The 24,185-nt window shown below is 35.5% G+C and carries 28 protein-coding genes; 3 read left to right on the forward strand and 25 right to left on the reverse strand.

From position 1 onward, the window contains the following. Nucleotides 1-214: 214 nt before the first annotated feature. From ACZ5R4_RS04950 to ACZ5R4_RS05045, 20 genes are all read right to left on the reverse strand, one after another. The gene (locus ACZ5R4_RS04950; protein WP_054787855.1) at nucleotides 215-562 is read right to left on the reverse strand and encodes a DUF4260 family protein; all 348 of its coding nucleotides are present in this window, start codon (nucleotides 560-562) and stop codon (nucleotides 215-217) included. Then, on the reverse strand, nucleotides 559-1,194 hold the full coding sequence (locus tag ACZ5R4_RS04955) for a hypothetical protein (RefSeq protein WP_464368144.1): 636 nt from the start codon (nucleotides 1,192-1,194) through the stop codon (nucleotides 559-561). The genes ACZ5R4_RS04950 and ACZ5R4_RS04955 overlap by 4 nt, the downstream gene beginning before the upstream one ends. 48 nt (nucleotides 1,195-1,242) lie before the next feature. Continuing rightward, the gene (locus ACZ5R4_RS04960; protein ID WP_054859079.1) at nucleotides 1,243-1,569 is read right to left on the reverse strand and encodes a hypothetical protein; all 327 of its coding nucleotides are present in this window, start codon (nucleotides 1,567-1,569) and stop codon (nucleotides 1,243-1,245) included. Nucleotides 1,570-1,668: 99 nt separating this feature from the next. Further along, nucleotides 1,669-2,190, reverse strand: coding sequence for a GNAT family N-acetyltransferase (locus ACZ5R4_RS04965; RefSeq protein WP_054859078.1), 522 nt, complete (start codon nucleotides 2,188-2,190; stop codon nucleotides 1,669-1,671). A 13-nt stretch (nucleotides 2,191-2,203) separates the two neighbouring features. Beyond that, the gene (locus ACZ5R4_RS04970; RefSeq protein ID WP_464368145.1) at nucleotides 2,204-2,761 is read right to left on the reverse strand and encodes an AAA family ATPase; all 558 of its coding nucleotides are present in this window, start codon (nucleotides 2,759-2,761) and stop codon (nucleotides 2,204-2,206) included. A 166-nt stretch (nucleotides 2,762-2,927) separates the two neighbouring features. Next, entirely contained in the window at nucleotides 2,928-3,980 is a 1,053-nt protein-coding gene (gene pseI, locus ACZ5R4_RS04975; RefSeq protein WP_277678293.1) for a pseudaminic acid synthase, read from the reverse strand. After that, complete coding sequence (gene pseH / locus ACZ5R4_RS04980) at nucleotides 3,977-4,522, reverse strand: UDP-4-amino-4,6-dideoxy-N-acetyl-beta-L-altrosamine N-acetyltransferase (protein WP_054859076.1); 546 nt, start codon at nucleotides 4,520-4,522, stop codon at nucleotides 3,977-3,979. Before pseH ends, pseI begins: the two co-directional genes overlap by 4 nt. A gap of 4 nt (nucleotides 4,523-4,526) precedes the next feature. Then, nucleotides 4,527-5,588 carry a UDP-2,4-diacetamido-2,4,6-trideoxy-beta-L-altropyranose hydrolase gene (pseG, locus tag ACZ5R4_RS04985; protein WP_464368146.1) on the reverse strand — a complete coding sequence of 354 codons (1,062 nt, stop codon included), beginning with the start codon at nucleotides 5,586-5,588 and terminating at the stop codon, nucleotides 4,527-4,529. A 12-nt stretch (nucleotides 5,589-5,600) separates the two neighbouring features. After that, nucleotides 5,601-6,332, reverse strand: coding sequence for a cytidylyltransferase domain-containing protein (locus tag ACZ5R4_RS04990; protein WP_464368147.1), 732 nt, complete (start codon nucleotides 6,330-6,332; stop codon nucleotides 5,601-5,603). 9 nt (nucleotides 6,333-6,341) lie between these two features. Then, complete coding sequence (pseC, locus tag ACZ5R4_RS04995; RefSeq protein WP_109983966.1) at nucleotides 6,342-7,544, reverse strand: UDP-4-amino-4,6-dideoxy-N-acetyl-beta-L-altrosamine transaminase; 1,203 nt, start codon at nucleotides 7,542-7,544, stop codon at nucleotides 6,342-6,344. Between the two features lie 13 nt (nucleotides 7,545-7,557). After that, entirely contained in the window at nucleotides 7,558-8,502 is a 945-nt protein-coding gene (locus ACZ5R4_RS05000) for a dTDP-glucose 4,6-dehydratase (RefSeq protein WP_277678296.1), read from the reverse strand. Then, complete coding sequence (locus ACZ5R4_RS05005) at nucleotides 8,503-9,216, reverse strand: acylneuraminate cytidylyltransferase family protein (protein ID WP_464368148.1); 714 nt, start codon at nucleotides 9,214-9,216, stop codon at nucleotides 8,503-8,505. It abuts the gene before it with no gap. After that, nucleotides 9,210-9,962 (reverse strand): SDR family oxidoreductase, encoded by a 753-nt coding sequence (locus ACZ5R4_RS05010; RefSeq protein ID WP_464368149.1) that lies wholly within the window; start codon nucleotides 9,960-9,962, stop codon nucleotides 9,210-9,212. Before ACZ5R4_RS05010 ends, ACZ5R4_RS05005 begins: the two co-directional genes overlap by 7 nt. A gap of 3 nt (nucleotides 9,963-9,965) precedes the next feature. Further along, nucleotides 9,966-10,853, reverse strand: coding sequence for a Gfo/Idh/MocA family oxidoreductase (locus ACZ5R4_RS05015; RefSeq protein WP_054787863.1), 888 nt, complete (start codon nucleotides 10,851-10,853; stop codon nucleotides 9,966-9,968). A gap of 2 nt (nucleotides 10,854-10,855) precedes the next feature. Beyond that, on the reverse strand, nucleotides 10,856-11,743 hold the full coding sequence (locus tag ACZ5R4_RS05020; protein WP_054859071.1) for an aldo/keto reductase: 888 nt from the start codon (nucleotides 11,741-11,743) through the stop codon (nucleotides 10,856-10,858). Between the two features lie 98 nt (nucleotides 11,744-11,841). Then, on the reverse strand, nucleotides 11,842-13,272 hold the full coding sequence (locus tag ACZ5R4_RS05025; RefSeq protein ID WP_109983960.1) for a hypothetical protein: 1,431 nt from the start codon (nucleotides 13,270-13,272) through the stop codon (nucleotides 11,842-11,844). A 20-nt stretch (nucleotides 13,273-13,292) separates the two neighbouring features. Continuing rightward, the gene (locus ACZ5R4_RS05030) at nucleotides 13,293-13,916 is read right to left on the reverse strand and encodes a class I SAM-dependent methyltransferase (protein WP_109983959.1); all 624 of its coding nucleotides are present in this window, start codon (nucleotides 13,914-13,916) and stop codon (nucleotides 13,293-13,295) included. Nucleotides 13,917-13,944: 28 nt separating this feature from the next. After that, nucleotides 13,945-15,474 carry a capsular polysaccharide export protein, LipB/KpsS family gene (locus ACZ5R4_RS05035; RefSeq protein WP_054859067.1) on the reverse strand — a complete coding sequence of 510 codons (1,530 nt, stop codon included), beginning with the start codon at nucleotides 15,472-15,474 and terminating at the stop codon, nucleotides 13,945-13,947. 25 nt (nucleotides 15,475-15,499) lie between these two features. After that, nucleotides 15,500-16,501, reverse strand: coding sequence for an SDR family NAD(P)-dependent oxidoreductase (locus ACZ5R4_RS05040; RefSeq protein ID WP_464368470.1), 1,002 nt, complete (start codon nucleotides 16,499-16,501; stop codon nucleotides 15,500-15,502). Nucleotides 16,502-16,995: 494 nt separating this feature from the next. Continuing rightward, nucleotides 16,996-17,796: a BMQ_0737 family morphogenetic spore coat protein gene (locus tag ACZ5R4_RS05045; RefSeq protein ID WP_277680208.1), complete on the reverse strand. Its 801-nt coding sequence runs from the start codon at nucleotides 17,794-17,796 to the stop codon at nucleotides 16,996-16,998. A 214-nt stretch (nucleotides 17,797-18,010) separates the two neighbouring features. On the opposite strand from ACZ5R4_RS05045, the gene ACZ5R4_RS05050 reads away from it, so the two are divergent. Both ACZ5R4_RS05050 and ACZ5R4_RS05055 read left to right on the forward strand, forming a co-directional pair. Next, nucleotides 18,011-18,430, forward strand: coding sequence for a hypothetical protein (locus tag ACZ5R4_RS05050; RefSeq protein WP_054859065.1), 420 nt, complete (start codon nucleotides 18,011-18,013; stop codon nucleotides 18,428-18,430). Nucleotides 18,431-18,571: 141 nt separating this feature from the next. Next, complete coding sequence (locus ACZ5R4_RS05055) at nucleotides 18,572-18,715, forward strand: hypothetical protein (RefSeq protein WP_347833934.1); 144 nt, start codon at nucleotides 18,572-18,574, stop codon at nucleotides 18,713-18,715. A gap of 39 nt (nucleotides 18,716-18,754) precedes the next feature. On the opposite strand, the gene ACZ5R4_RS05060 is transcribed toward ACZ5R4_RS05055, so the two are convergent. The 4 genes from ACZ5R4_RS05060 to ACZ5R4_RS05075 form a co-directional block, all read right to left on the reverse strand. Beyond that, nucleotides 18,755-19,996, reverse strand: a complete 1,242-nt coding sequence (locus ACZ5R4_RS05060) for a surface carbohydrate biosynthesis protein (RefSeq protein WP_464368150.1) — start codon at nucleotides 19,994-19,996, stop codon at nucleotides 18,755-18,757. A gap of 99 nt (nucleotides 19,997-20,095) precedes the next feature. Beyond that, nucleotides 20,096-20,392 (reverse strand): hypothetical protein, encoded by a 297-nt coding sequence (locus ACZ5R4_RS05065; protein WP_054859062.1) that lies wholly within the window; start codon nucleotides 20,390-20,392, stop codon nucleotides 20,096-20,098. Next, the gene (locus tag ACZ5R4_RS05070; RefSeq protein WP_054859061.1) at nucleotides 20,385-20,960 is read right to left on the reverse strand and encodes a hypothetical protein; all 576 of its coding nucleotides are present in this window, start codon (nucleotides 20,958-20,960) and stop codon (nucleotides 20,385-20,387) included. The genes ACZ5R4_RS05065 and ACZ5R4_RS05070 overlap by 8 nt, the downstream gene beginning before the upstream one ends. A 109-nt stretch (nucleotides 20,961-21,069) precedes the next feature. Then, nucleotides 21,070-21,747, reverse strand: a complete 678-nt coding sequence (locus ACZ5R4_RS05075; RefSeq protein WP_054859060.1) for a BMQ_0737 family morphogenetic spore coat protein — start codon at nucleotides 21,745-21,747, stop codon at nucleotides 21,070-21,072. A gap of 404 nt (nucleotides 21,748-22,151) precedes the next feature. Here ACZ5R4_RS05075 and ACZ5R4_RS05080 point away from each other — a divergent pair, with 404 nt between their 5' ends. Further along, complete coding sequence (locus ACZ5R4_RS05080) at nucleotides 22,152-23,234, forward strand: hypothetical protein (protein ID WP_054859059.1); 1,083 nt, start codon at nucleotides 22,152-22,154, stop codon at nucleotides 23,232-23,234. 217 nt (nucleotides 23,235-23,451) lie between these two features. Here the strand turns inward: ACZ5R4_RS05080 and ACZ5R4_RS05085 are convergent, their stop codons facing one another. Beyond that, entirely contained in the window at nucleotides 23,452-24,183 is a 732-nt protein-coding gene (locus tag ACZ5R4_RS05085) for a class I SAM-dependent methyltransferase (protein WP_109983953.1), read from the reverse strand. Nucleotides 24,184-24,185: the final 2 nt, after the last annotated feature.

Consider the following 24,185-nt stretch of genomic DNA (forward strand, 5'->3'; position numbering starts at 1 on the left):
CATGTCCGATAAAAATAAAAAATAACCCCTCATATGCTTTTGCGTAGGCTCTGAGGGATTATCTCCTGAAGTGCCGCCCCTCTTAACGGGGTTCGGTCTATTGTAACCGTAAGCGTTGCACCGCTTACGGTTTTTATATGTTATGATTTTCTAATTACATTATACCCGAAATTCTTAAAATGTTAAACAATTAAAATGTAATTTTTTATCTTTGTTAAACCTTTTGTAAATGAGTATCCTTAAAACTTGTCGTATATTTCAAGCCAAATCCACAAAGTCGATCGATCGCAATGTGGATGATCCAAATAATTGCGATAGGGATAATGATTGACCAATGGAATATCACGCCTGAAATTAATAAAATTATTGGAAAAATATAAGTATGGAATATGTTGTACAACTTAGCACCGATGCTTTGATTAATAGCATAACCAAGCATTGATATATCTGGCACCAATAGAAGAACAAAGAATAGCAACCAGCTAAATTCATTGATATAATAAAAATAAAGACACAAAATCAATACCGCCAGTCCTTCTAAATGCAAATATGCTCTATTCATTGTTTAGAGTCACCTCCATTCGCTTTTTTTTTAAATTCAGCCCAAATTAAGTAAACGACATCATATTCATCCAAATTCTCTTTTAAGCTTTGATAGAACTCAGGACCCGGGGATTCGATACTATCTCCTTCGATCTGAAATAAAAAACTTCCAATTAGCATTTCTTCCTTTACTTTTTGTTCCATCAATAAGGGAGAATCTGATAAACCAAGCAAATACTCTGATTCACTATCTTTAAGGTGATCATACATGATATTAGAACTAGTACTACCTTTACTTATAATCCCAGATCTAATCTCAAGTTGATTACCATCCTCGCTATTTGTTGAAAACGTAAGGACTATAGTTCCATCACCAATTTTTTCTGTTGAAATCGAATCCCATTTTTTTATCAACTTACCAGATTTATATTTTTCGAACCTTATGGATACTTTGTTATCCTCCCCTATTAAATTAAAGTCAGTAATTAAAAATTGATCTGTAGTCGTAGTAAGAATTCCATTCTCTTTTGCAGTTAAATTTGCTTGGACAATAACATTTTCTTCTTTTTCTTTATGAGTTTCTTCAGTACTACAACTAATCACCATACATAACGTACTCATAAACCATAAAAGCTTCAAAACAAATTTCATATTTCGTACCTCCAACTGCTTTACAAGAGCACCCCTATCCATCTGTGATTATTTATTCGTTCTCTCACTTAACAGCATTAGAAAATAACTGGTCAAGTAGAATAGGCAGGTTATGCCAAAGAAAGAATACATACTTTGAGTTAGCCCAGTATATAGACTTAATGGAAAGGACCATATAAATGCGATAAGCATAGGAACCTTTTTACGTCTCCATGCTGCATAGATAGCAAGACAAGCCGGAAGGGCAAGCAATAAAGTCGTTCTAAAAAAAGGTTCAATACCTATTAGATCATTATACGGATTCATAAAATGAAAAGAAAACCAAAGTAATAAACTAGATAATCCTGCTATAGTGCCAATAATTCTTGAAGCCATAGAGACCTACCCCTTATTTTCATCAGATTTTTCTTATTCTGTTAGTTTTTCCTCAAATTTAGAATACATGTTTTACTCTTTTTTCTTATGCTAATCCTGCTATTTGCCATATACGACAATATCTTCGAAGCGATCATTTATCCATTCAGCTTGTTGCATAATGCCTTCTTTTACAAATCCAAGCCTTTCAGGGATTGCCCGACTTTTCTTATTATTTACTGCTGCCTTTATTTCCACACGGTTAATGGATAGTTGATTAAATGCATAATCAGTCAGTGCTTCCACTGATTTAGTCATTATTCCTTTTCCTTCATAATTTTTATCCAGCCAATAGCCAATTTGTACACTCTTATTTGACCAATCAATTTGGTTAAATCCTGCGACTCCGACCACTTTTCCTTTCCATACAATAAAGGTGACCATACTTTTCTGATCTATGTAATCTTGCCGACTTATTTGTATAAACTTTCTCGAATTTTCAACCGTTTTGGTAAAGTCAACCCATGGAAGCCATTCACGTAAATACTCTCGAGATCGATCTGTTAACTGAAAAATTCGATCTGCATCCTTTAGTTCTGGGAATTTCAATGAGATATTTTGATTTATGTAATAAGTGAACATGACTTTCTCTCCTTTATAATTGGAATGCTGTTATTATTTTTTGTGCAACTTGTTTTGGGCTAAGAAATGTATTATTGATCCTAATATAATACTCTTCTTCTATTTCACCATTAGTAGAATTCAGACGATATTTCTCAATCGAATTTTTTAGCTCTTGTTCAGATCTATTAATATTTCGTTTGGAAGGTTTTTCCTTCAATCGGTTAGGTGTTCGATTTCGCTCTAATCTCGTATCTATATTTGCTTCTAATTCTACAAAGTAAACTTCTGCTCCGTTCGAACGGAATATATGACAAAAACGTTCCACCTCTTTCCAATCTTGTTCTAGGTTAAATGCCCATACATAAGTGAAAATCATCCCAAGCTGATCTGTTTGCACAAATGATTGGAAAATTTTCTCGCGAAAGTGAGAGGACAAATGAAACATCTCTGAAGTGAAGTCAAAAAATGGATGAAGTAACTCTATGGTCATATGGTTGTGAAATAATTTTAAGCCTGTTAAATTCGATAGTTCTTTACCAACAGTCATTTTCCCCACTGCCTGAGGTCCAAATATAAGGATAAATTTCAAAATATCCCCCTCCTCTTACTCGTTAAATAAAAAAATATTGTTATAATTTCTATAATGCTTAAATCTATATTAACATTTTTTTCTAATAACGAGAATGAGGATAATAAAAATCGAATTCACTATATTTTTAAGTGAACTCGATTATACAACAGTGAGACACGTTCCTTTAAATTAAATCCCAATCAACTGGAGTACCCTTTGGAATATTCTTCTTAACCGTTTTGCCTAATAAAATGTCATAATATTTTGGTGGTAAGCCATATCCAGGTCGGATAACTCGCATATTCTCTTTTGTAATTTTTTCACCCTTCTTCATATTATCTACAATATATAAGGATCGTCGATATTTTTTGGATGGGGTTTCTGCTTTAGTTGTTCCATAATGTATGTGGCCTAATCCCTGCCATGCTCGTTTGGCTTCCGCTACAAGGACCTTCCATTCGTCAGGCTCTAAGGAAAACTGGGAGTCCACGCCACCTTCTGCTCTGGATAAGGTTAGGTGTTTTTCAATGACTGTTGCCCCTAATGCAATACTTGCTAATGCTACTCCCGAACCTAGCGTATGATCTGAAAGGCCAATTTGACACTGAAACAAATCCTCCATATGAGGGATCGTTCGTACATTACTATTTTCTGGTGTTGCAGGGTATGTACTCGTACACTTGAGTAATACCATTTCAGTGCAGCCAGCCTCTCTTGCTGTTTTTACTGTCTCCTCAATCTCGGCAGCACTACACATACCTGTTGAAATAATCATAGGTTTTTTAGTCTGGGCAACTTTTTTAATTAAAGGTAAATCGGTACACTCAAACGATGCGATTTTATACATAGGAACTTGTAAACTTTCTAAAAAATCGACCGCTGTTTCATCAAACGGTGAACTGAATCCAATAATACCCAGTTCTCTACATTTATCAAATATAGCTTCATGCCATTCCCATGGTGTATAGGCTTCTTGATACAATTGATATAAGGACTTATTCTTCCATAAGCTCTCTTGATCACGAATGACAAAATCGTCCATTTTTGTTTCATTCAAAGTCATGGTGTCTGCTGTATATGTCTGAATCTTTAAAGCATCAACCCCAGCTTCTGCTGCTGCTTCGACTATTTGCAAAGCCCGTTCTAATGACTGATTATGATTTCCTGACATTTCTGCAATGATAAAGGGCGAATGATTCTTGCCAATAAAACGTTCTCCTATAACGATGTCTCTCATCTTTTCCCTCCTTTATTTTCTAGGAGACCTTCACGGACTATCTTCCATTGTTCGTGTAGTAAAGCCATCGGGATAACATCTATAAACAAACCTTCCTTTCGAACATGCTCCACAAATTTACCTTCTGCTTCAAATCCTAGCTTCTTGTGAAAGTGCAAGCTTACCTCATTTGTCTGAATCACTTCTGCACAAATTTTATGCATTCCTTCTTCCTGAAACATTTTATCTAATGCCAAAATGCCCATCATGGTACCTGTGCCTTTTGGTGCTGCTTCTTCTCCAATATAAAAACCCCAATAACATCTCGCATGGGTCTGATCCATGTCAAAAAACTGAACAAGTCCAAGTGGCTGATTGCCATGATAAAAGATCATTACCTTTTTTTGAGGATTATTCATTAGATGCTGAAACCACTCAAGGTGCTCCTTCCATGTGATAAGATGATCATCATACATAAATGCTCGAACCCTTTTTGAGTTACGCCATTGCAAAATAAGGCTTAGTTCTTTCTCTGATAAAGCTTTTAATGTGAATTCATCCATATATCTAAACCTCCATGATATGCTTAATTAGAGATTCTTGATCATAATCCTTGATTAATTTCTGACAGGCGTCTGACATCCTTTTTAATAGAATGGGGTGGTACATTATTTGCTCCAAGGTTGATCCAATCATTTCTTCTGTCACCTCTTCACTTTTCCCTAAGTGATAAATTGCTCCTAAATTTGCTACATGCTCGAGAATTTCGGTTTGATTGGTGGCCGTCTCAATTGTAATAGTTGGAAGATGGAGATAGCATCTCTCCCATGTCGTTGTTCCACCTGCTCCAATCGCTAAATCTGCTTTAACCATTAAATCTACTAGATAATCTATTTGAATATGAAACTCACGATCGGAACGAGCAACACAGTAGTCTCTTAACTGTTGTTGAAATGGATTAGAACTACCGATTACCACATCTACAAATAATTTGGTCTTCGGTAGTTGATCAATTGCCTTTAGCACCTTCATCGTTTCATTAGTAGGATCACTTCCACCAAATGAGACGAGAATTCTCTTTAAATTTGAGCTTTTCACTCGCCTACGATGAATCTGTTGAAATTCTTTTCTCAGTAATACAAAATTAATTCCAAGTAGAGTGGTCGCATTCTCTGGTATTAACCGATCATATCGAGATTCTTTATTTGGCAATTCATTTTGATCTAATAAAAGATCGCAATCATGTTTTCTATCGGCTAAATCATCTATTACCATTATCTTTTTTACTTTAGGTCTTATCGCTTTTTCCCACTTCTGATCGATAGCATAATGGTCGATAATTAACCAATCGACGGAGGGATAGACTGATAGAATCTCCTTCGTTTTCTTTACATCCTTCTTCCATTCGGAAAGCATCCATTCAAAGTGGTTGTTATCGACAGATCCTGATAATACCATCACCTCGAAACCGTGTCTTTTAATTTCCTTTATCAGATGACCAGGAAAATCATGACAAATAAAAATAACATTTGCTTGGTTTTCTTGCAACATATCCGCTAAGACAAGACATCTCATGACATGGCCAGTTCCAATTTCTCTTGAGGCATCTGTTCTAATAAAAATATTCAAAGCATCCACCTACTAATCTTCTTTCTGTTGTATACTTGTGTTGATTAATTGCCATTCTGGGTTTTCTTCTAAAACCTTTAACGTATCTGAAAAGGTGAATTTCGGGTTTCTTGGATATATTTCCTCTAAGATTCTTTTGATTAATCGATAATCCTCTATCGTATCCACCGTCCAGCGATGGTGACTATAATTAGTAGAGGATGAGACATTAACAAATGGAAATAAGTCTGGATGGTGAAGCATGTATCTGGTAACATGTTCACGGTCTATTGGATTTATTGCTTCTTGATGTGTCTTTTTTAAGGCTCCAAAACTAAAAACTTCTGTATCTAATCCCCTCGGAAAGGTTCTTTTCAGTGTGTTGGACACAAATCGATAAGGATGATCATGCTGAAGATAGGTTTCAATTACCTTATCTATTTGAAAAGGATCGATTAAAGGACAATCCGCTGTCAATCGTACAATGATGTCCGCTCTTGCAATCATAGCAGTGCGAAAATAACGATCAAGCACATCCTCTTCAGATCCGCGATACCATGCAATATCTAATTCTTGACATAATGATATAATTGGATTATCGCCTGAATGACAAGTTGTAGCCACCACGATTTCATCAATTTTTGTTGACCTACCTACCCGTTCTAATTGATATGCTAACAATGGCTTACCAAGAACTTTTTTTAATACTTTTCCTGGTAGTCTAGTAGATCCCATGCGAGCTTGTATGATTGCCACTACCTTCATGTCCTCACCTCAATCAGTAGAAAAATAGGCATGAACCTTTTTCACAGCAGCTATGACATCTTGAATATCCTGTTCTGACATTTTCGGATATAGAGGAAGAGTAATGATTTCTTCATATAGATTTTCTGCAACTGGACATATTCCTTTCTTATATCCCAATTGCTGATAATAGGGATGCCAATATACTGGAATATAATGAACATTCACCCCAATGTTTTCTTTCTGTAATGCTTGGAAAAATAGTAAGCGATCAGCTTTTATTTTGTTTGACTTTAAGCGAATCATATATAAATGCCAGCTAGAATGACCATCTTCGTGTTGAAACGGTGTAATAATAGCATTTAAATCTTTGAACTGTTCCGTATATTGTTTCGCATATGTTCTTCTCGTACGAAGAAATTTGTCCGATTTCTTAAGCTGACTTAGCCCTAATGCTGCTTGAAAGTCGGTCATTCGATAATTAAAGCCAAGATCTTGCATCTCGTAATACCATGGATGATCATGATACAACCATCTGTTTGGATCTCTTGTAATCCCATGTGTGCGAAAGCTTTTTAATTTATCATATAAGGACTTTTGATTTGTAGTAATCATTCCCCCCTCACCGGTTGTAATATGTTTTACCGGATGAAAGCTAAACATTGTCATATCAGCGATGGACCCTATTCGTTTTCCTTTGTATGTCGCACCTAATGCATGAGCGGCGTCATCTATAACCAACAGCTTGTGTTTTTTGGCTAGCTGTTGAATTTGATCATAATTTGCAGGCTGACCGGTATAATCCACGGTGATAATCGCTTTCGTTTTTCCCGTAATGAGGGGTTCTATTCTTTCTGGAGAAATAGTATAGGTGAGAGGATCAATATCAGCAAACACTGGTTTACCATCCAAATATAATATTGCATTCGAAGTGGCAGCAAAAGTCATAGGGGTTGTGATCACTTCATCCCCCTCGTCGATATTTGCTGCATAGCAAGCCGCATGCAATGCTGCTGTACCGCTTGAGAAGGCAACAGCATATTTTGCTCCAACATAATCCGCTACGCTTTCCTCAAAAGCCTGAATAATAGGGCCTGTTGTCAAATAATCACTTCTTAAAACATTACTAACTGCCTGAATATCTTCGTCTTCGATCCATTGACTCCCGTAGGGTAAATAAGCGTCTCTTACTGGCTTCCCTCCATAAATGGCAAGCTGTTCTTTTTTTCTCATGGTGCTTCCTTCCTTATATTAAATTCGTTGATGTAATCCATTCTTCCGTTTTCTTGATCCCTTCCTCTAGGCTATGCATAGGCTCCCAGCCTAATAATTGCTTTGCTTTCGTATAATCACATAATAATCGAGCAATTTCACTTTGTGGATGAATATGTGGTACATGCGTAATACGTGCTTCGTCCTTTACTATTAATTTCGCTAATTCATTAATCGAAATATCCTTGCCTAATCCAGCATTAATGATTTCCCCATCTACATTGGAGGCATATCCTGTTTCGACGACAAACCGTGCGCAATCCTCTACATATAATAGATCCCTTGTTTGTTTTCCATCACCATAAATTTGTAAGGTTTTACCCGCAAGTTTGTTCTTTAGAAAAATAGCAACAACTCCGCCTTCTCCCCCCGTTTTTTGAAAGGGGCCATATGTGTTAAAAGGTCGAATAACAGTAACAGGTAATCCATATGCATAATAGTAAGACAACACCATATTTTCTGCCGCTAATTTCGCACCCGCATACGGGGATGCTGGTTTCACCTGATTTGTCTCCTTGATTCCACTATCATCCATGGCTTTATCGTAAACCATACAAGTGCTCATAAAGATAACCTTTGTTTGATTTTTTTTACATTGTTCTAGAATATTAAAGGTTCCAACCACATCATTAGCGAACGTCGTGCTCGGTTCATCAATACTGTCCTGTACATTAATGCTTGCCGCTAGATGATAGCAAATATCAAAGGAATTCTCGAACAACTTCTCTAGAAGAGGAATGTCCTTAATATCTCCATAGGTTAATCCATTAAAATGATGGTTGGATTCAAATTCTTTAAGGTTTTCCTTTCTACCATTAGATAAATCATCTAATACCCAAACTTGGTGACCGTCCTTTAATAGTCGAGCTACTACCCATCTTCCAATAAAGCCAGCACCACCAGTTACTAAAATATTCAATCAATTCACCTCATTTATTCTTAATCGCTCTTTCATTAATAATTCAGCCATCGCTAAATCTTCTTTTGTGTCAATATCGATAGCACTTTCCCAGTCGAGCTCACAAATTTGATAGTTCTTTCCATAGAAGGTTTTTTCCTTTTTAAAAGCTTCTGATTGAGCAATCCAAATAGCACCAGTTGGACAATATAGCTCTGGAAGATCCTGAGATCTAGAGCGTAATTCTTCTTCAAAAATTGGCTTCGGTTGATTGTTTTTATCTATATGCAATGCCCACCATGGATTCAGCCATTGATATCTTGTTACACTGATCTGGAAGGCGGTGTTTGACTTCTCAAAATAATTAATAGAGTTGCGAATATCCTCACTAGTCCTCAGTGGACAATTGGGCATTAATTGGACAATAGTGGAAAATTCCTTCTCAAAAAACTTCTCAGCTTCGATTAATGCACTGAAGGAAGCTAAGCTAACTGGAGATTGGTCATCAGCGTGCTTCTTCCGTAGAAAAGGAACCTCTGCACCATACTTTTGGGATATTTCTGCGATTTTTTCATTATCTGTACTCACGATTATATGATCAAAAAGTTGAGATTCCTTTGCAGCCAAAATAGTCCATGCAAGCATTGGCTTACCATGAAATTCCATTCTGTTTTTATTTGGAATTCGTTTAGAATTGCCTCGAGCAGGAATAATGCAAATGGATTCCTTTACCAAATTGTCCACCCACCATCAATCACCAAATTGTGACCTGTAATTTGCTTAGACTTATTAGAAACAAAAAAATCTACTGCTCCAATTACATCTTCCTCTGCTAGCATATCACCTGATGGTGTGAGTTTTGCGTACCTTTCAGCAAATGCTTGATCAACACGGCCTTTAATTCCTCCAAATGATATGCAATTAACGGCTATCCCCTTTGATGCCATTCGTACTGCTAATTCCTTGGTTAAGTGAATTTGTGCTGCTTTGGACACACCGTAATTAATTGGAGATTCAGATTCAAAATCTTCATATAGATGGACATTTGGTGCAACAATCCCGTAGATAGATGAAATATTAATAACAGATCGTAAAACTAATGGATCCTTTTGGGCAAAATGCATGGACCATTCATATGGAACCACTGCATTTAGGTTAAATTCATTTAGCCATTGATCACGTGGTGTTTTACCATCAACGATTTGTAGATAATCTCGATTACGAGCATTATTTATTAGTATATTGATCACTAGATTATTTTGTTCACAAAACAGGTCAATGGTTCGCAGTGCGTGGTCGGCTTCTATATCGACAGCTAATGAGTAAAAATGATTGGTATTTTTCAATTTTTCTCTCATGTCTGTAAGCTTTGCTTCATATCTCGAGGTGGTTAGCACCTTGTATCCATTATTTAAAAAGTGTTGAACAAGCTGAAATCCTACTTTACCAGTACCTCCAGTAATGAAAATCGTTTCTTTCATAGATTAAATCCCTGCCTCAATAAATTCGACTGTTTTTAACATTTCTTCATGAGAAAGTGGAGCTTCCTTTCTCGTTACAATACCGATAAATTTCTCTAATGAAGACTTAAATGCAAGAAAAGTGTCTTTCATTTCCAGCTCCATATAGTCATCTGTACCAATCAGTGTAATTCGAAATGGTAAATATATTGCTTCCTCTACTACTGTTATATTAATTAATACATCGTCTTGTGTTAGGTAATTTACATGAACAGCGCCATCAGATTTCGTTACAGTGGATGATTGAATGAGATGGTGATAGCCGATCAAGCGCAAAATTGGATCTATCACATGGATTGCATATTTCTCCCACGACTTCATCACAACAGCATGAATTGATTTGATCTTTCCAACCCTTTTTAATCTATCTTTTGCTAGATTATATTCAGTGGCATATTTAAGGGCAGAGCAAGAAAAGATTTGGCCTTTTTCCTTTTCCTTTAGTAAAATTTCTTCTGCCTTTTTCCGATGAATCGCTAACGGCTTATCGATATAAATAGGAAGGCCTGCTTCGATAAAAATCTCACTATTGATAAGATGATTCTCATAATCATCTCTCGCTAACAGAATAGCGTCCACCTTTCCAATCATTTCTTCCTTTTTATCTACAATATGCGCAATGTTAGCTGATCTAGCAATGTGTTGAGAAATTGTTCTATCCTGTGTCCAAATATGGGTTACTTTCGCACATTTGATCGCATCATCTGGGAATTTTTTTTCACTCAAATATTGAGGTATGGTAGGGAAAGGGCAATCTTGCATATATTCTGGATCATAGCCATTACAGATCGCTGACCAAGAATAGGGATGACCATTTCCCTCATTCATACCAATTATTCCGAGCTTTAGCATTTTTACCATCTCCTTGGATCAATCAAATCTATATCTGAGAGTTGAAAGGAATCGAAAAGAATCTTCCTGTCATCTAATGCTTCAAATGACGCCACGATTTCTTCTAGTTGCTGCAGGTGGTTAATACCAACTAATATATGATCAATTTCATCGATTTGTGAGACAAACTTTAAGGCTCCATCCAGTTTTGTCATTTGGTACTTATCTAGAAAGGCCTTTAGTTTTTGGTTATAAGGTATATAACGATGGAATTTTTTGGGTAGCATATGTTCATCTGCAAGTAAGATACCTTGGAGAAAGATCGATCTAGCATGAATTTCTATATCTTTATCTTTTATTTTTCGCAATGTTCCAGAGTGAAGTAAGCGTTGATCATAGAGATTGATCGGAATTTGAAAGACATCCAAATCATAATTTTCTAGTAAAGTGGAAACCATGTCTTCGTCATAGATCGATACACCTATTTTCTTGATTAGCCCCTCCTCTTTCCATCCTTGAAGTAGCCGAAACAATTTATCACCATTTGCTACTATTAGATTTTGGACATTATGAACAAAAATTCCTTCGATTTGATTTACTTTTAATTTCTTCAAGGATTGATAAAAGCTTGCTTTAATCTGTTGTAGATCCACATTTTTTATAGATTCTACAAATATATGAGGGGTTTTAGAATAAATAGTAAAATAGTTATCTGTGATGATTTCTCCTAAAACTTGTTCACTCTTTCCGTAATCGGCTGCTGCATCGAGAATATGAATATTATTATTTCGGCAATATTGTAGTATTTTTTTCACTTCCTCTTTAGAGGTCCGGCCATTTAAATTAGTGATTCCGTAGTCTAAGCCGAATTGCGCAGTACCTATGATTAGGTCAGATAAACGGCTAATCATAAAACCACCCCTTTCCTGAGTGAACGAAAAAGAGTGAACATTCCTTCTTTTCTTTAGGATTACATCCATCATATTCGTTCAATTTAAGAATATACATGTTAAAAAGGTGTAAATTTACCATTCATTAATTCATATATCAATGCTTTCAACCTTTTCTCTGAAATACCCTTGTATGGGTATGCATAGCGCAAAAATTGCTCTCGCTTATTCTTTGCATAGCTTTTCCAGTGCGGTGTTGTAAAAAATAAAGTAACTAATTTGGCAAGCTTACGGGGATCCTTTTGAACCATTTCATTTAATGGGTTATAATAACCGGTATAATTTGGGAATGAATTATCGAGAATAAAAACAGGTTTATCTGCTAACATGGATTCTAGTGCAACGGTTGAAGTATAGGAAACAACACAATCTACATGTGGCAATATATCGTATAGACTACTGATTTTAGAGGAAGAGACGACTGGAAATTCCTTTGTTAATGGATGGGCATCCTTTCCAGGTATATCTTTAATAAGAATATTGACATCCAACTTTTTGGCATAGATAGTTTTTAAGAATAGCCTCCACTTCTCAATTTTTTGATTTTCACGGACAACAAGCATAATTGTTTTCTTTCTTGGATCCAACCCCAAATTTTGATGGAATGCTTTCCTTGTTTGTTGTGGTAACTGCTTCGCTTGATCAAATCGTGGATGTCCGATAATTTTTAATCCATGTTGATTCACTCCTAATTGCTTATACCAATCTACTTCGAATTGGCCATAGACTGCATCAATTGTTGCTATCTTTGGAATAAAGCCTTGCTCACTATTCATTATTCCATGCTGAAGACAAATACTTGGTATCCCTCTTTCAGCTGCCACTAATGATAGAATCCGACTGATATAACTATGCGTGCTTGACACAAGTACACATGAAATCGGAACCTCATCAAAGAATTGATTTACTTGTTCGATCATTTTAATTGCTTGTGGAATTTTTTTTATCACTTTTGCTTGGAACAATTGATTTTGATAAAAAGGACTATGTTTAGTTGATTGAAATAAAGCCCTTGCTTTATTTTGAACAGCAAGAATCTCTTTTTTATAGGCGGAGGTACGATAATGACAGAGGTTCTTAACTGGTAAGCCAAACTTAATAGTCTTATTTTTTGAAGTGGAAGAGGTAGTGGGATCCGCTACAACGATTAACGATTTAGATTTTTTAAAGGATTTCTCATAAGATTTATCTGGTATTCGGAGAATCGGATCAACGTGAATAGCAATCTTACCATTATTGATTTTTTTCTTTTTAAACCTTTTATGATGTGAATTTACATATTTGGTGAATGCTGCTTGAAATTCTCTTTGATGATTTATTTGGTAGGTTAAGGTATCCGCAAAATTTTCCTGCCCTAAAGCATTAGCCACTTCTTTATTGTTTCTAACTAGGTTAGGGAAGTGTAAAATGTACGGAAGTGAAAAACCTTTATACGTAAGTTCTTTAAACTCCTGTAAAAAATGATAATACAACGACCAGTAATTGCGCATTTTTGTCTCCACAAGATCACCTAGTTTCTTTGAAACATCTTACTGAAGAATTTTGTTAAACCCTTTTGCTTTTTAAAAACACGAATCGTATATGCGCCTAAACCGAGTTCTTTTTCCCCAGTATTTGCTTCGATTTGCTTCATCCCTAAGTTTTCAAAAATCACTTTATAATTCCTTGGAAATAAGCGCCAATTTTTTGCTGTCTCCGCTTCAATGGTAATAAGATAGGATTTCGTTACTCGTGCCATCTCTTTAAATATCCATTCACTTTCTGGATGAATATGCTCTAATACAGCCATGGTAAAGACGACGTGATATTGATTATTAGGTATTTCTTTAATAATATTTTCGATTGGTGAATGAATAATCGTAGCATCTTCGTATAAGGTGGGAAAATTCTTTTTAAGAGAATTCACAGCCTCTTCACTTATTTCAATACCTGTCAAATTCCTGTAGTGATTTTTCATTAAATGATTCAGATTTCTTCCAACATTACACCCAAGTTCTAAGATTCTGTGTCTATTCTCACTATACTTCTGAATATATTCTAGTAATAATTCACTTCTTCCCACTTTATCAATATAATAATCGGATTTACTCACATGCTTCCAATAGTCATGAATTTCTCCTAGGCTTTTACTCATCCAAATTTCTCCTTCCCGACATGAATGATTATTTGGTTAATCTTTTAATTAAAGTTTTTAATCTTTCACCAGAGCTACTTTGAATTGAATATGCTTTGCTTAAGAAAGATTTACGGATTTTATCCGTATAATGACGAAACTTTGCATCGGAAAAATACTTGATAATGATATTTGCCAAAACTCCTGGACTGGTTTGTTCTAATTGATCTAGAAGATGGTAGTAGCCTGTAAAGCCTCTAAAACTTTTATTTAAAACAAATACTGGTTTGCCATGGAGCATTGCCTCTAATCCTACAGTTGAAGAATAAGTAACAACAGCATCCACATTAGGAAAAATATCATAAAGTCCATAGCTTCCTGTTGAATAAACATGTCGAAATTCCTTCGTAAGGATATGTGGCTGTTTGCTTGGGTAGTTCTTAATCAAAATGTTCACCTTTAGTTTTCTATCTATTTTCTTGATCAAAATACGCCATCTATTAATATCGTCTTCTCCTCGTAATGCAATCATGACGTTTTTTCTACGAGGATTTAATCCTAACTTTTTATCAAAAGTTGCTCTCCTTACGACTTTTGTATTAAATCTTTCATCAAATCTCGGGTGACCAATAACCTCTACAGAGCCTTTGGGTGCTCCTAAATTCAGATAGAATTCTTTCTCATAATTGCCATAAACAGCATCGACTGTCGCTATTTTTGGTATATAACCAAGTTCACTTGAAATGATTCCATGCTGCATACAAATGGATGGTATTCCTTTTTCAGCAGCTACAATAGAAAGAATTCGACTTACATAACTATGGGTCGTAGACACAACTAAGCATGAGACAGGTACTCTCTTTAGAAAACCAACGGCAGCAGATATTTGTCTAATAACTACTAAAATATTGTTTAATAACCATTTTTGGAAGGCTGGATCGCTATAAATAGGATGATTTTTAAATCCTGCTAATATTTGTCTCGCTTTTTGTTGAACTTCTTTAATAGCACTCTCGACCTCTCCTGTGTAGTTTTGCAGATAATAGGTGAGCATATTTTGAGTTACACGATAATTCGATCTGGATTTTCCCTTTAGTTTTGATTTGCTAACCCTGACCGTGTTCGTTAGCGGAATAGCCTTCCCTTCCGTTTTTGCGCGGTATGTTCGTGGTGATTGTGTTTTTAGACTTGGCTTTACTTGTTTTTGTTTTGGCCCATTGCTATTAATTAATAGAATCGTTTTCTTACGATCGAAATGACTTTGCATTGTTGATGGTGGAAAGCGTAGTAATTTATCTACATGTAAGACAACCTTTCCATTTTCTACTCTTCTTTTTGGTTTGGTATGTGTAGCAACAAATTGATTAAAAACGGTTTGTATTTCTTTTTGGTTTTGGACATGATTTCTTAAATGTTTGCGATCCATTTTTTCGATTTGTGTTAATAAAGATGGTTTTGGTAGAAGGTAGCTTGGTAAATGACACAAAAATGGTAAAGAAAATCCTAAATATTCTAAACTTTCAAAGTCTTGAAGATAATCAAGATAAACAGACCAATAATTTTGCAAAAAACTATCCATTGGAACCTTCTCCTCTTCCTCTTAATTAAATGAATCCAGCTTTCTTTAATAATGCCCGTAATCCTTCTCGATCTAAGGCTTTTTGACTAGACGAGCTGTAGGTTCGTATATCAGCTTTCTTTGCCCCTTCGTACGCCTTGTTGTTATTCGATAGACTTGGAATGATGTACATATCTTGTAACTCTAATGCTGTTTTGGATTCATCCATTGTCATTAATTCTTCATACATCTTCTCACCAGTTCGAAGTCCTGTAACCTTTACTTCTATACCATCTTCTCTTAATCTATTTTGTTTTGCTATCTCTTCGATTAAAACCTCCGCTAGCAGCCCTAATTGAATGACAGGCATTTTCAAGACAAATACTTCTCCACCTTGCGCTTCTCTTAAAGCTTTTAAGGTTAATTCTGTAGCTTGCTCCAGTGTCATCATAAACCTCGTCATGTTCTTATTTGTCACATTGATTCTTTGGTTGTTTTTAATCTGTTCAATGAATAATGGAATGACTGATCCTCTTGAGCCCATAACATTGCCGAAACGAACACTAGCAAAAATAGTAGACGATTCTTTATTTTTTTCAGTAGCTGCTATCATTCTTTCCGCTAGAAGCTTTGTTGCTCCATAAGCATTGGTTGGTGATATCGCTTTGTCTGAGCTTGTAAACACAACCTTTTTGACATGTTGTTGAGTTGCTGCTTTCATCACGTTATACGTTCCCATCACATTCGTTCTTACTGCCTCAAATGGATTACTTTCACAGACTTCTACTCTCTTCATTGCCGCAACATGTATGACATAATCTATCCTCTCCATTGCTTCGATTAAACTGTCATACTCACGTGCATCTCCGATAATAAAATGTAATTTCTCATGATAATCAAAAGCTTCCTTCATCATGTGTTGCTTATATTCATCACGACTCAATATTTTTATAATTTGTGGATTTTCTTTTAATAGGTATCCTACAAGGCTTGTACCTATAGTCCCAGTACCTCCAATGATTAAAATTCTTTTATTTTCAAAATACACAACATCTCCCTCTTTCATTACAAATTATTCCCCGTACCTTTCATCCATAAGGCCTCTTGTCTTTCTGTTGAAGCCATTTTCAATTTACCAAGTTAATATCCGTTTGTGATAAAGCGAGACTACCATCATGGAGGGTTATTCATTAACGAAACTTAACAGAATGTTTAGTGACTAATATCCGGTCGGACCGCGTTACTTTCACATCCTGAAGTGGTGGTCTTGCGGACGGTTAACTCTGATTTAGTTATCTTCACCCATGCTCCTTCCATTTCTTGAGCCTTCCTTATCTTGTGTACTCTAATATATATATTAAAGGGGAGCTTATTAGTTAAAGAGCATGGCCTATATTTTCAACCCATTTTTTAATCCTTAAGCTTTTGAGCAATTTATGTATTTTAACAGGTTCTCTTATATCGACCTATTCCACTTTTTTTGTTTTTCATAAGCTAATCTTAAGCTTCCAAAAAAAATAAAGAGAGGGTATTATCCTCCCTTTATTCATTATCTTTCATTTCATTTGTATCCATGCTTGCATCATGAATTGCTGTGTGATGATTTTCCATTAGCTCCTGAAAGTCATTTAGTTCAGGTGGATGAAAATCCTCCTTCATCTCATGCTTTTTTTCTATAACATTATTATTGGGGAACACAACAGGGCATTGTAATGGAATGGTTGGAGCTGGACATGGCGGGAATGGTAAAATGTCTCTTGGTTGACAGAAAGCCGCTTCAATTTCCAGTGTTACATCAAATGTTGATTGAATGCTCTGGCATAAACGAACATTGACAGTCACATCTAGCTCATCCACCTCTGTCGTTGTGCCAGGGTCACAACTAGTAGTACAAACAAAACAGTCTAAGTCTACATTGATTACGTCAATATCCGTTCCATCGGGAGCACACATAATTACTTGTTCACAGCGAGAAAATTCAACGGAACCGACTTCTACTGTAGCACCACCTAATGCAGCGATTAAGTTCACAAATACCGTTACCTCAAAATTTTTGCGAATATTGACGATTTGGAGAACTACTTCCTCACCATCTATAAAAACGAGTTGGTTCTCTCTGCCTAATATTGTAATGGGATCTGTTTCTGTTGGTGTAACCGTACAACTAACGCTATTAAGGTCTATATCATCACATTCTAATTGTATACCTGTAACTGGATTTACAGGTAAATCTAGATTGTTTAAAGTTAAATCAAATTCTGCTTCATTTAAAATCCAGTCGTAAACTTTTTTCGTATTAATACAAAGAATTTCTTGCTCTCCGTCGACTTGATAACAATTCAAAATATACACCTCCTAAAAAGATTGATCGCTCTTCTTTTCATTGGAAGAGAAAGAGATTAGAGAATTTTCACTTATAGCCTATGATGTAATGGATTAATTGGTTCATACACTCGCTAGATTTTACTCATTAGGTTAAGACTAATCACGATTTGGGCAATCAACCATACGATAGAATAAGTAACATGGAAGGATAATCATTGAAAGGAGATTCGAAATGAATGAAGAGAATGTAAGTGATGAAAGAATAACCGATCCTATCAGCACTCTTCAGCAATCGATCACGCAATTAAAACAAGAGGTTGAATTAATTAAGAAGGACATAGAAGATCTACGGGTGGAGGAGCTATTAAGCAAAGTAAACTCCAGCATGAACAAAACGGATAACCAAATTACCGAACTAAAAAAGGATTTGGATCAGCATAATGAACGAATACAGAACCTAAGATCAATAGACGAGCCGGATCTAATAGCTCCTAAGAATGATCAATCTGAGTATCGCCAAATTCAAACGATGCTTCATTCCTTACACAGAACAAATCCATCTGAGAAAAATCATCATGAATGGAAGCCTTCTCACATCCAACCAGTAAAACAAAAGTACATTCCACCCAGTAATAGCATTAAATTATTCTAGCAATATTTGCTTACGTAATAACTACATGGGCTAATCTCACTAGATGTCCATTGCCTTTTTTTCTAGTTATTGTGAATTTGCCCATTCCAAATTTAACTCAATTTACTATAATGAAATATAAAGTATGAAGGAGCTGTTTTCATGAAGGCAAAGGATAAGTCAGGTAAAAATAGACAAAATAACTCCGAGAATTCCAATTCCAATTCCAATGAACCAATTGTTATTTCATCCTCTGTTAAGAAAAAAGCAATTATTAGACGTCGTGGAGGATGTTGTTTAAAATAGAGGTATTTATCAGTGGGGGATTGTTCATCCCTCACTGAACTACTTAAGACTAAGTTTATATAAATTAGCAGCTATTGGTACTATTTGATAGGATGTAGAATTGCCTTCAATTTGATCTAGCCTCGAAAAAAAATCTGAAATCTCTTCTCCTGTAAGAGTGAATTTTCGTTTTCTATGTTTTCTATTCAACGAGAGCCGTTTCGAATTTTTCGGTGTAACATGTGATGGTAGTTGAAGATCTCTACAATATTGTAAAATTGAGGTATAAGAATAGCTATTATCATCCCATTTATAAAAGTTGGACAACAACCTACGCTGCTGCTCTTTCTCTTCTGAAGTTAGTATCGACTGAGAGGAAAAAATGTTTTCTAGTATAGAAATAACTTCTTTATAACTTTTTGCTTTCCTCCCTAATTGATTGGGGAGGTCTAATTCTTTTGTGGCAAATGGGATAAAAGAAATAAGCGGTTTATTTAAAAGGAATGCTTCTATACCAGAGGTACATCCATTATGAATAATTACTTGAGCAGCCATTAACCATTTTATAATACTTCCCTCATGGACAACATGGACATTTTTATAGCCAGAGAAGTATTTTCGATAGGAGTTAAAGTCTTCGCCAGGATGTGGTCGTATAACTATGGTGTACTGTGGGAATTTTTTACATAACTCTTCGACTAAATCTAGGAATCTATTATATAATTGCTTAATAAATTGATAATACGTATTTTCCTTCTTTCCCTTTGCTGTATTATATTGAGAAAATCTTGTATTAACAAGAATAAAGTTCCCGTATTGATCCTTTATCGATTGAGCCTCTTCCTCATAGATCGTCCGATATTTGGGCTGTAATAAATCAAATCTTGGGTTACCTACCTCATGACAGCGATTCGTAAGATCTGGATTTGCACTTGTAATGGACCTTTTTTGATGGCTTCCCCAACAAAATTCCTTGGAAACATGTAAAAGAGTATCCCTTCTCATACGATCCATTAAATATGATTTTTTTTGAATTAATAAGCCTTCTTCATCTAACTCCACCACTAAATGTCCATGGTCCTTAGCGTGTGTAATTACTCTTTTTCTAAAACCATGGGGGCCACCTTTAGAAAAAAAGATACCTTTTGGAAAGCTCTCTAAAGCCATTTCGACTTGAATATGATCTCCTATCATGACATGGTATCCTTCCTTAAGCGCATGATAGGCTAATATTAGCTTAGCATCTTGCTCTCTTACCTTTACTTCGATTGGTAAGTATAACCACTTTTCTATACTTTTCACATTCTAACAACCCTTCACGTACCAGTTAATGAAAACTGGTAATCATCTGTAGGTTTTATTATTTGAAAAATGCGTTGGGGTTTCTTTCCATTGGGATATTTAAGAAGACGTGTTCAGCTTTTCTTGAAGTATCGTGATCATTTCTTTGTGTGCCATGTTACTCTCCTCTATCATTTCATCTAAAAGCCTTTCTAATTGCTCGAAATCTTCTGTTGAAATATCTTCTTTCTTTTGAGTTATTGGTTGATTCTCTAAGTGCATGAATAAATAAGTCATGACCATTTGTAACGTATGATTTTCAAGAAAAACAAAACTACGATTGCCTTCATGATGTGTAAAATCCTTTACATACTGATCAAAAAATTGCTTCATCCATTCTTGGTTTCCATTATTCATCCTCTTCACCCTCCCTCAATTGGATGGAGCCATTTATATGAATGGTATTAAGGGAATTTTGCCCATTTGATAGCTCGTCACCATATGTAAAGCCCTGTATACTTTCAGAATAAGTATCCTCAGGATTCCATTTAATTTGAAAATTCGGAAAGGTTAACGTTTCAAATGGATTCAATATTTGAGTATGGGTTGGCCTTAACCAAAATTCCTGTTTATCTGTCGATTCATTCAAGCGTTCCCATGCATTAGCAACTCGAATTGACTGCTGAAAATTTTTATAAAGGTATTTCCCAGAGAACTCCAATATAGATTCATCGGATAACTTTATACAAATATAGGGATTGATAAGAGGCTTTGTTCCGATATTCTTAATATGATAACTTCCGAGGCAATAATTATCATATCCTTGTGCATGTGTAATATTAAGAGAATAAGTAAAAAAACTAACAATATTTAATGATTGACTCGTATCTAAAGCAGCAATTAAATCTCTGACTTCATTCCATTGGGAAGATTGAACACTCTTCCATTCTTTCATTTTACGTTGTAGTGAATGAATTGAGTTCATGCTTGCACCTCCATGCTAACAGTTTTTTTCTATACATGAGTCAGGATCTTAAAATTACTCGAAAAAAATAAAGAGAGGACTCTCCTCTCTTTATCTTTATGATCTTAGCTTATCTGTTATTACCATTGCTGTTCGGGAAAACAACCGGACATTGCGCTGGCATTGTTGGAGCTGGGCATGGTGGGAATGGTAAAATGTCTCTTGGTTCACAGAAAGCTGCTTCAAGCTCAAGTGTTACTGGGAAAGTAGATTGAATGCTTTGGCAAAGACGAACAGTTACGGTTACATCCAACTCATCTACTTCTGTTGTCGTACCAGGATCACAAGTTGCAGTACATACAAAGCAATCTAAGTCCGTAAAAGTTACATTTATGTCTGTTCCTGTTGGAGCACAAAGAATTACTTGCTCACAGCGGGTAAAATCTGCCGAACCAACTTCTACCTGTGCTCCTCCAAGCTCAGCCACTAGGTTAACAAAAATAGTCACTTCAAAGTTTTTTCGAATATTTACGAGTTGTAGTGTTACTTCTTCTCCATCAAGCATAAAAACTTGATTTTCTCTGTCTAATACGACAATTGGATCAATTTCGGCTGGAGCAACTGTACAAGAAACCGTATCAAGATCAATATCATCACACTCTAATTGAGTACCTGTAACAGGATTTACCGGTAAGTCTAAATCATTTAGACTGAGATCAAAGGAAGCTTCATTTAAAATCCAATCATATACCTTCTCTGTATTTATACACAGAAGCTCCTGCCCTCCTACTAAATTCTCTGCTTGCATCGTGCAAACACCTCCAAATAAGATTAATGTCCATATAGCCTATGACAATGTGCAGCAAAACGTTTTAGTGAATTAGCGGAAATATCATGATATTTAGGAAGTTAGGTGAATATCATACTAATAGTACTCCGCACAGATGTAACAACAACCATGACTTTCGTAATTCTGAAGAAAATTAGCTTCCAAGAATAGAATAATCCAATTAGGAGTGTAGTTTTTCGATAGTTTATCCATTTTTAGATATGAGGAATTATCGATTGCTCATTATCCAGATTTGTTAAGGAACATTCTTTTCTTTGTGCAACCACTTTAACTAATCTCATTACTACAAAAACTAGCACATTTGTCACGATTTGATGTTTCATCAATATTATATTAATGTGCTATAAAAAGGGTGAATCGTCATGTATCAATATAGGCTGTACAAAACGGAAGATATTGATAAAATAAAGCGTGATTTAGAGGTTTATAAGCACACATTTGATGTTATAAATTCGGAAGACAGTAAAACGTTTCTAAAGTCACAAAGAGAGTTAATCTTATTAAAAAGGAAATTTTCTAAGCTAAAAGGAGAAATGATAGCAATGGAAAATTCATATCAGCGGCAAATCGATAACTATGAAAAGCAAGAACAGAAAATATCAGGAGAAATTCGTACAATCAATCATTCTATCAATCAATTAAAGAAAGACATCTCATTAATCAAAGGTCGTGTAAATGAATTACGTACATCTGATCTTGTACAAAAAATGGATCTTGTCCTTCACAAAACAGATGAGGAATTAGCTAAAGTCAAAAAACAACTAGCAGAGCAAAGAGAAGCTTACCAAAAGGCAATCGAACAGCGACAAAAAAACAGCGGAATCCAGTCAAAAGCGACAAATCAAAAATCAGAATATCGTAGGTTACAACAAATGCTGAAGACGATCCATCAACCAACTCCCTCTTCCACTCAACTACCGAAAAACCACCATACAACCACAAATTCAGCAAGTCAATCTAACTCCTCCTCTGTAGAGAACAACAATAAACGAGGAACAATTACTATTAGTAAAGGAAAAAAGACATTCCGAACAAGAGAATTTGAATTAAACAAAGTTATTATAACAAATACAAAGACTGCCAAATCAAAAGAAAAAGAAGAGATGCAAAAGGCGGAAAATACTCCAGTTAAAGAGGAATTAATGGAGGAGCAAATAAAGAAAGCTCAACAACCAAACGTTGATGTAAAAGGAGAAAACGAACCAATTTTAAAACAAGAGGAGATAGCAGTAGAAGCTTCTAATCAAGAGAGTACATTCTCGGATCAAGAAGCTACTAACTCGCCCACAATAATAGACCATAAAAGCGAAGAGCCTAAAAATGACAGCACAATAGCGTCAAATGAATTAGAGCCAAACCATGAGGTGCTAGAAAAAGCCGTAGAAGAACCAACCGGTCTTAAAAAGACATGGCTTCTCGCTAAATCCTTGTGGAAAAAAACATAAGCTCCTTAGTACAGGTAATTGCTAAGCCATATATATAGATTAAAGCTGATTGATGATAAAAAAATAGTTACTGGCTTGTGTGATTACCTCCATGCTTTATTTTATCTTGATATCACCTTGGGCTTTTACCTAGATATATCCTTTTATCTTGGCAATAATGCTTTTACATTGGACTTTTACCAAGAGCTTTTACCAAGATATATGGTCTTGACGGACATTATTTTCTAGCCACTATTAGGAATTTTTTTGTATTCGTCTTAATTCCTTGTTCTGTTTGGTGTTCAGTTATAAATTTTTCTAATATTATCCAGTCATCCTCTTGTTCACCGAAATTCGGGATGATAGGGGTATGCTTTAATAAAAAAATTAAATCCTCTGGACGTTGATAATATTCTACTTCTTCTATATCATGGACTTGAATTTGATCAAAACCGGCATCCTCTACTGCGGACCTATACCTCTCTTTTAACGTACCATCGGCAATTTCGAAGGCTTGACCACGTCCGAATGCTTGTTTTAAATTTATTTTATCTCCTTCACTAACTTGTTGCGTTAAAAATGTCCCACCTTGCTTTAATACTCTCTCTACCTCTTTCGCAAAAAATGGTGCATGGCGACAAGTGATGACATCAAAAAACTGATCTGGAAATAATAAATTGTCTGCCGGCATTTCAGCAAAACGTACATTTTGAATAGTACAATTATTTTGGGCTTTTTTGATCATTTCTTGTGATAGATCTATCCCTACTGCTAATAGAACAGAATCAGCTAGGTTTAGCAGCCTCTCCCCACCCCCTGTTCCGATATCCAGCACAATATCTGTTGGGGAACATAACTGATAAACCTCTTGACTAATCTCCTTAGCTATCCCTTCAGTTGTTACTTGAAGATGATCAAAATTCCAGCCGTTTATCTTACCAACTTTATTATAAAAAGAATTTTCCTCCATCA

The organism is Gracilibacillus sp. JCM 18860 (genome assembly GCF_055395245.1).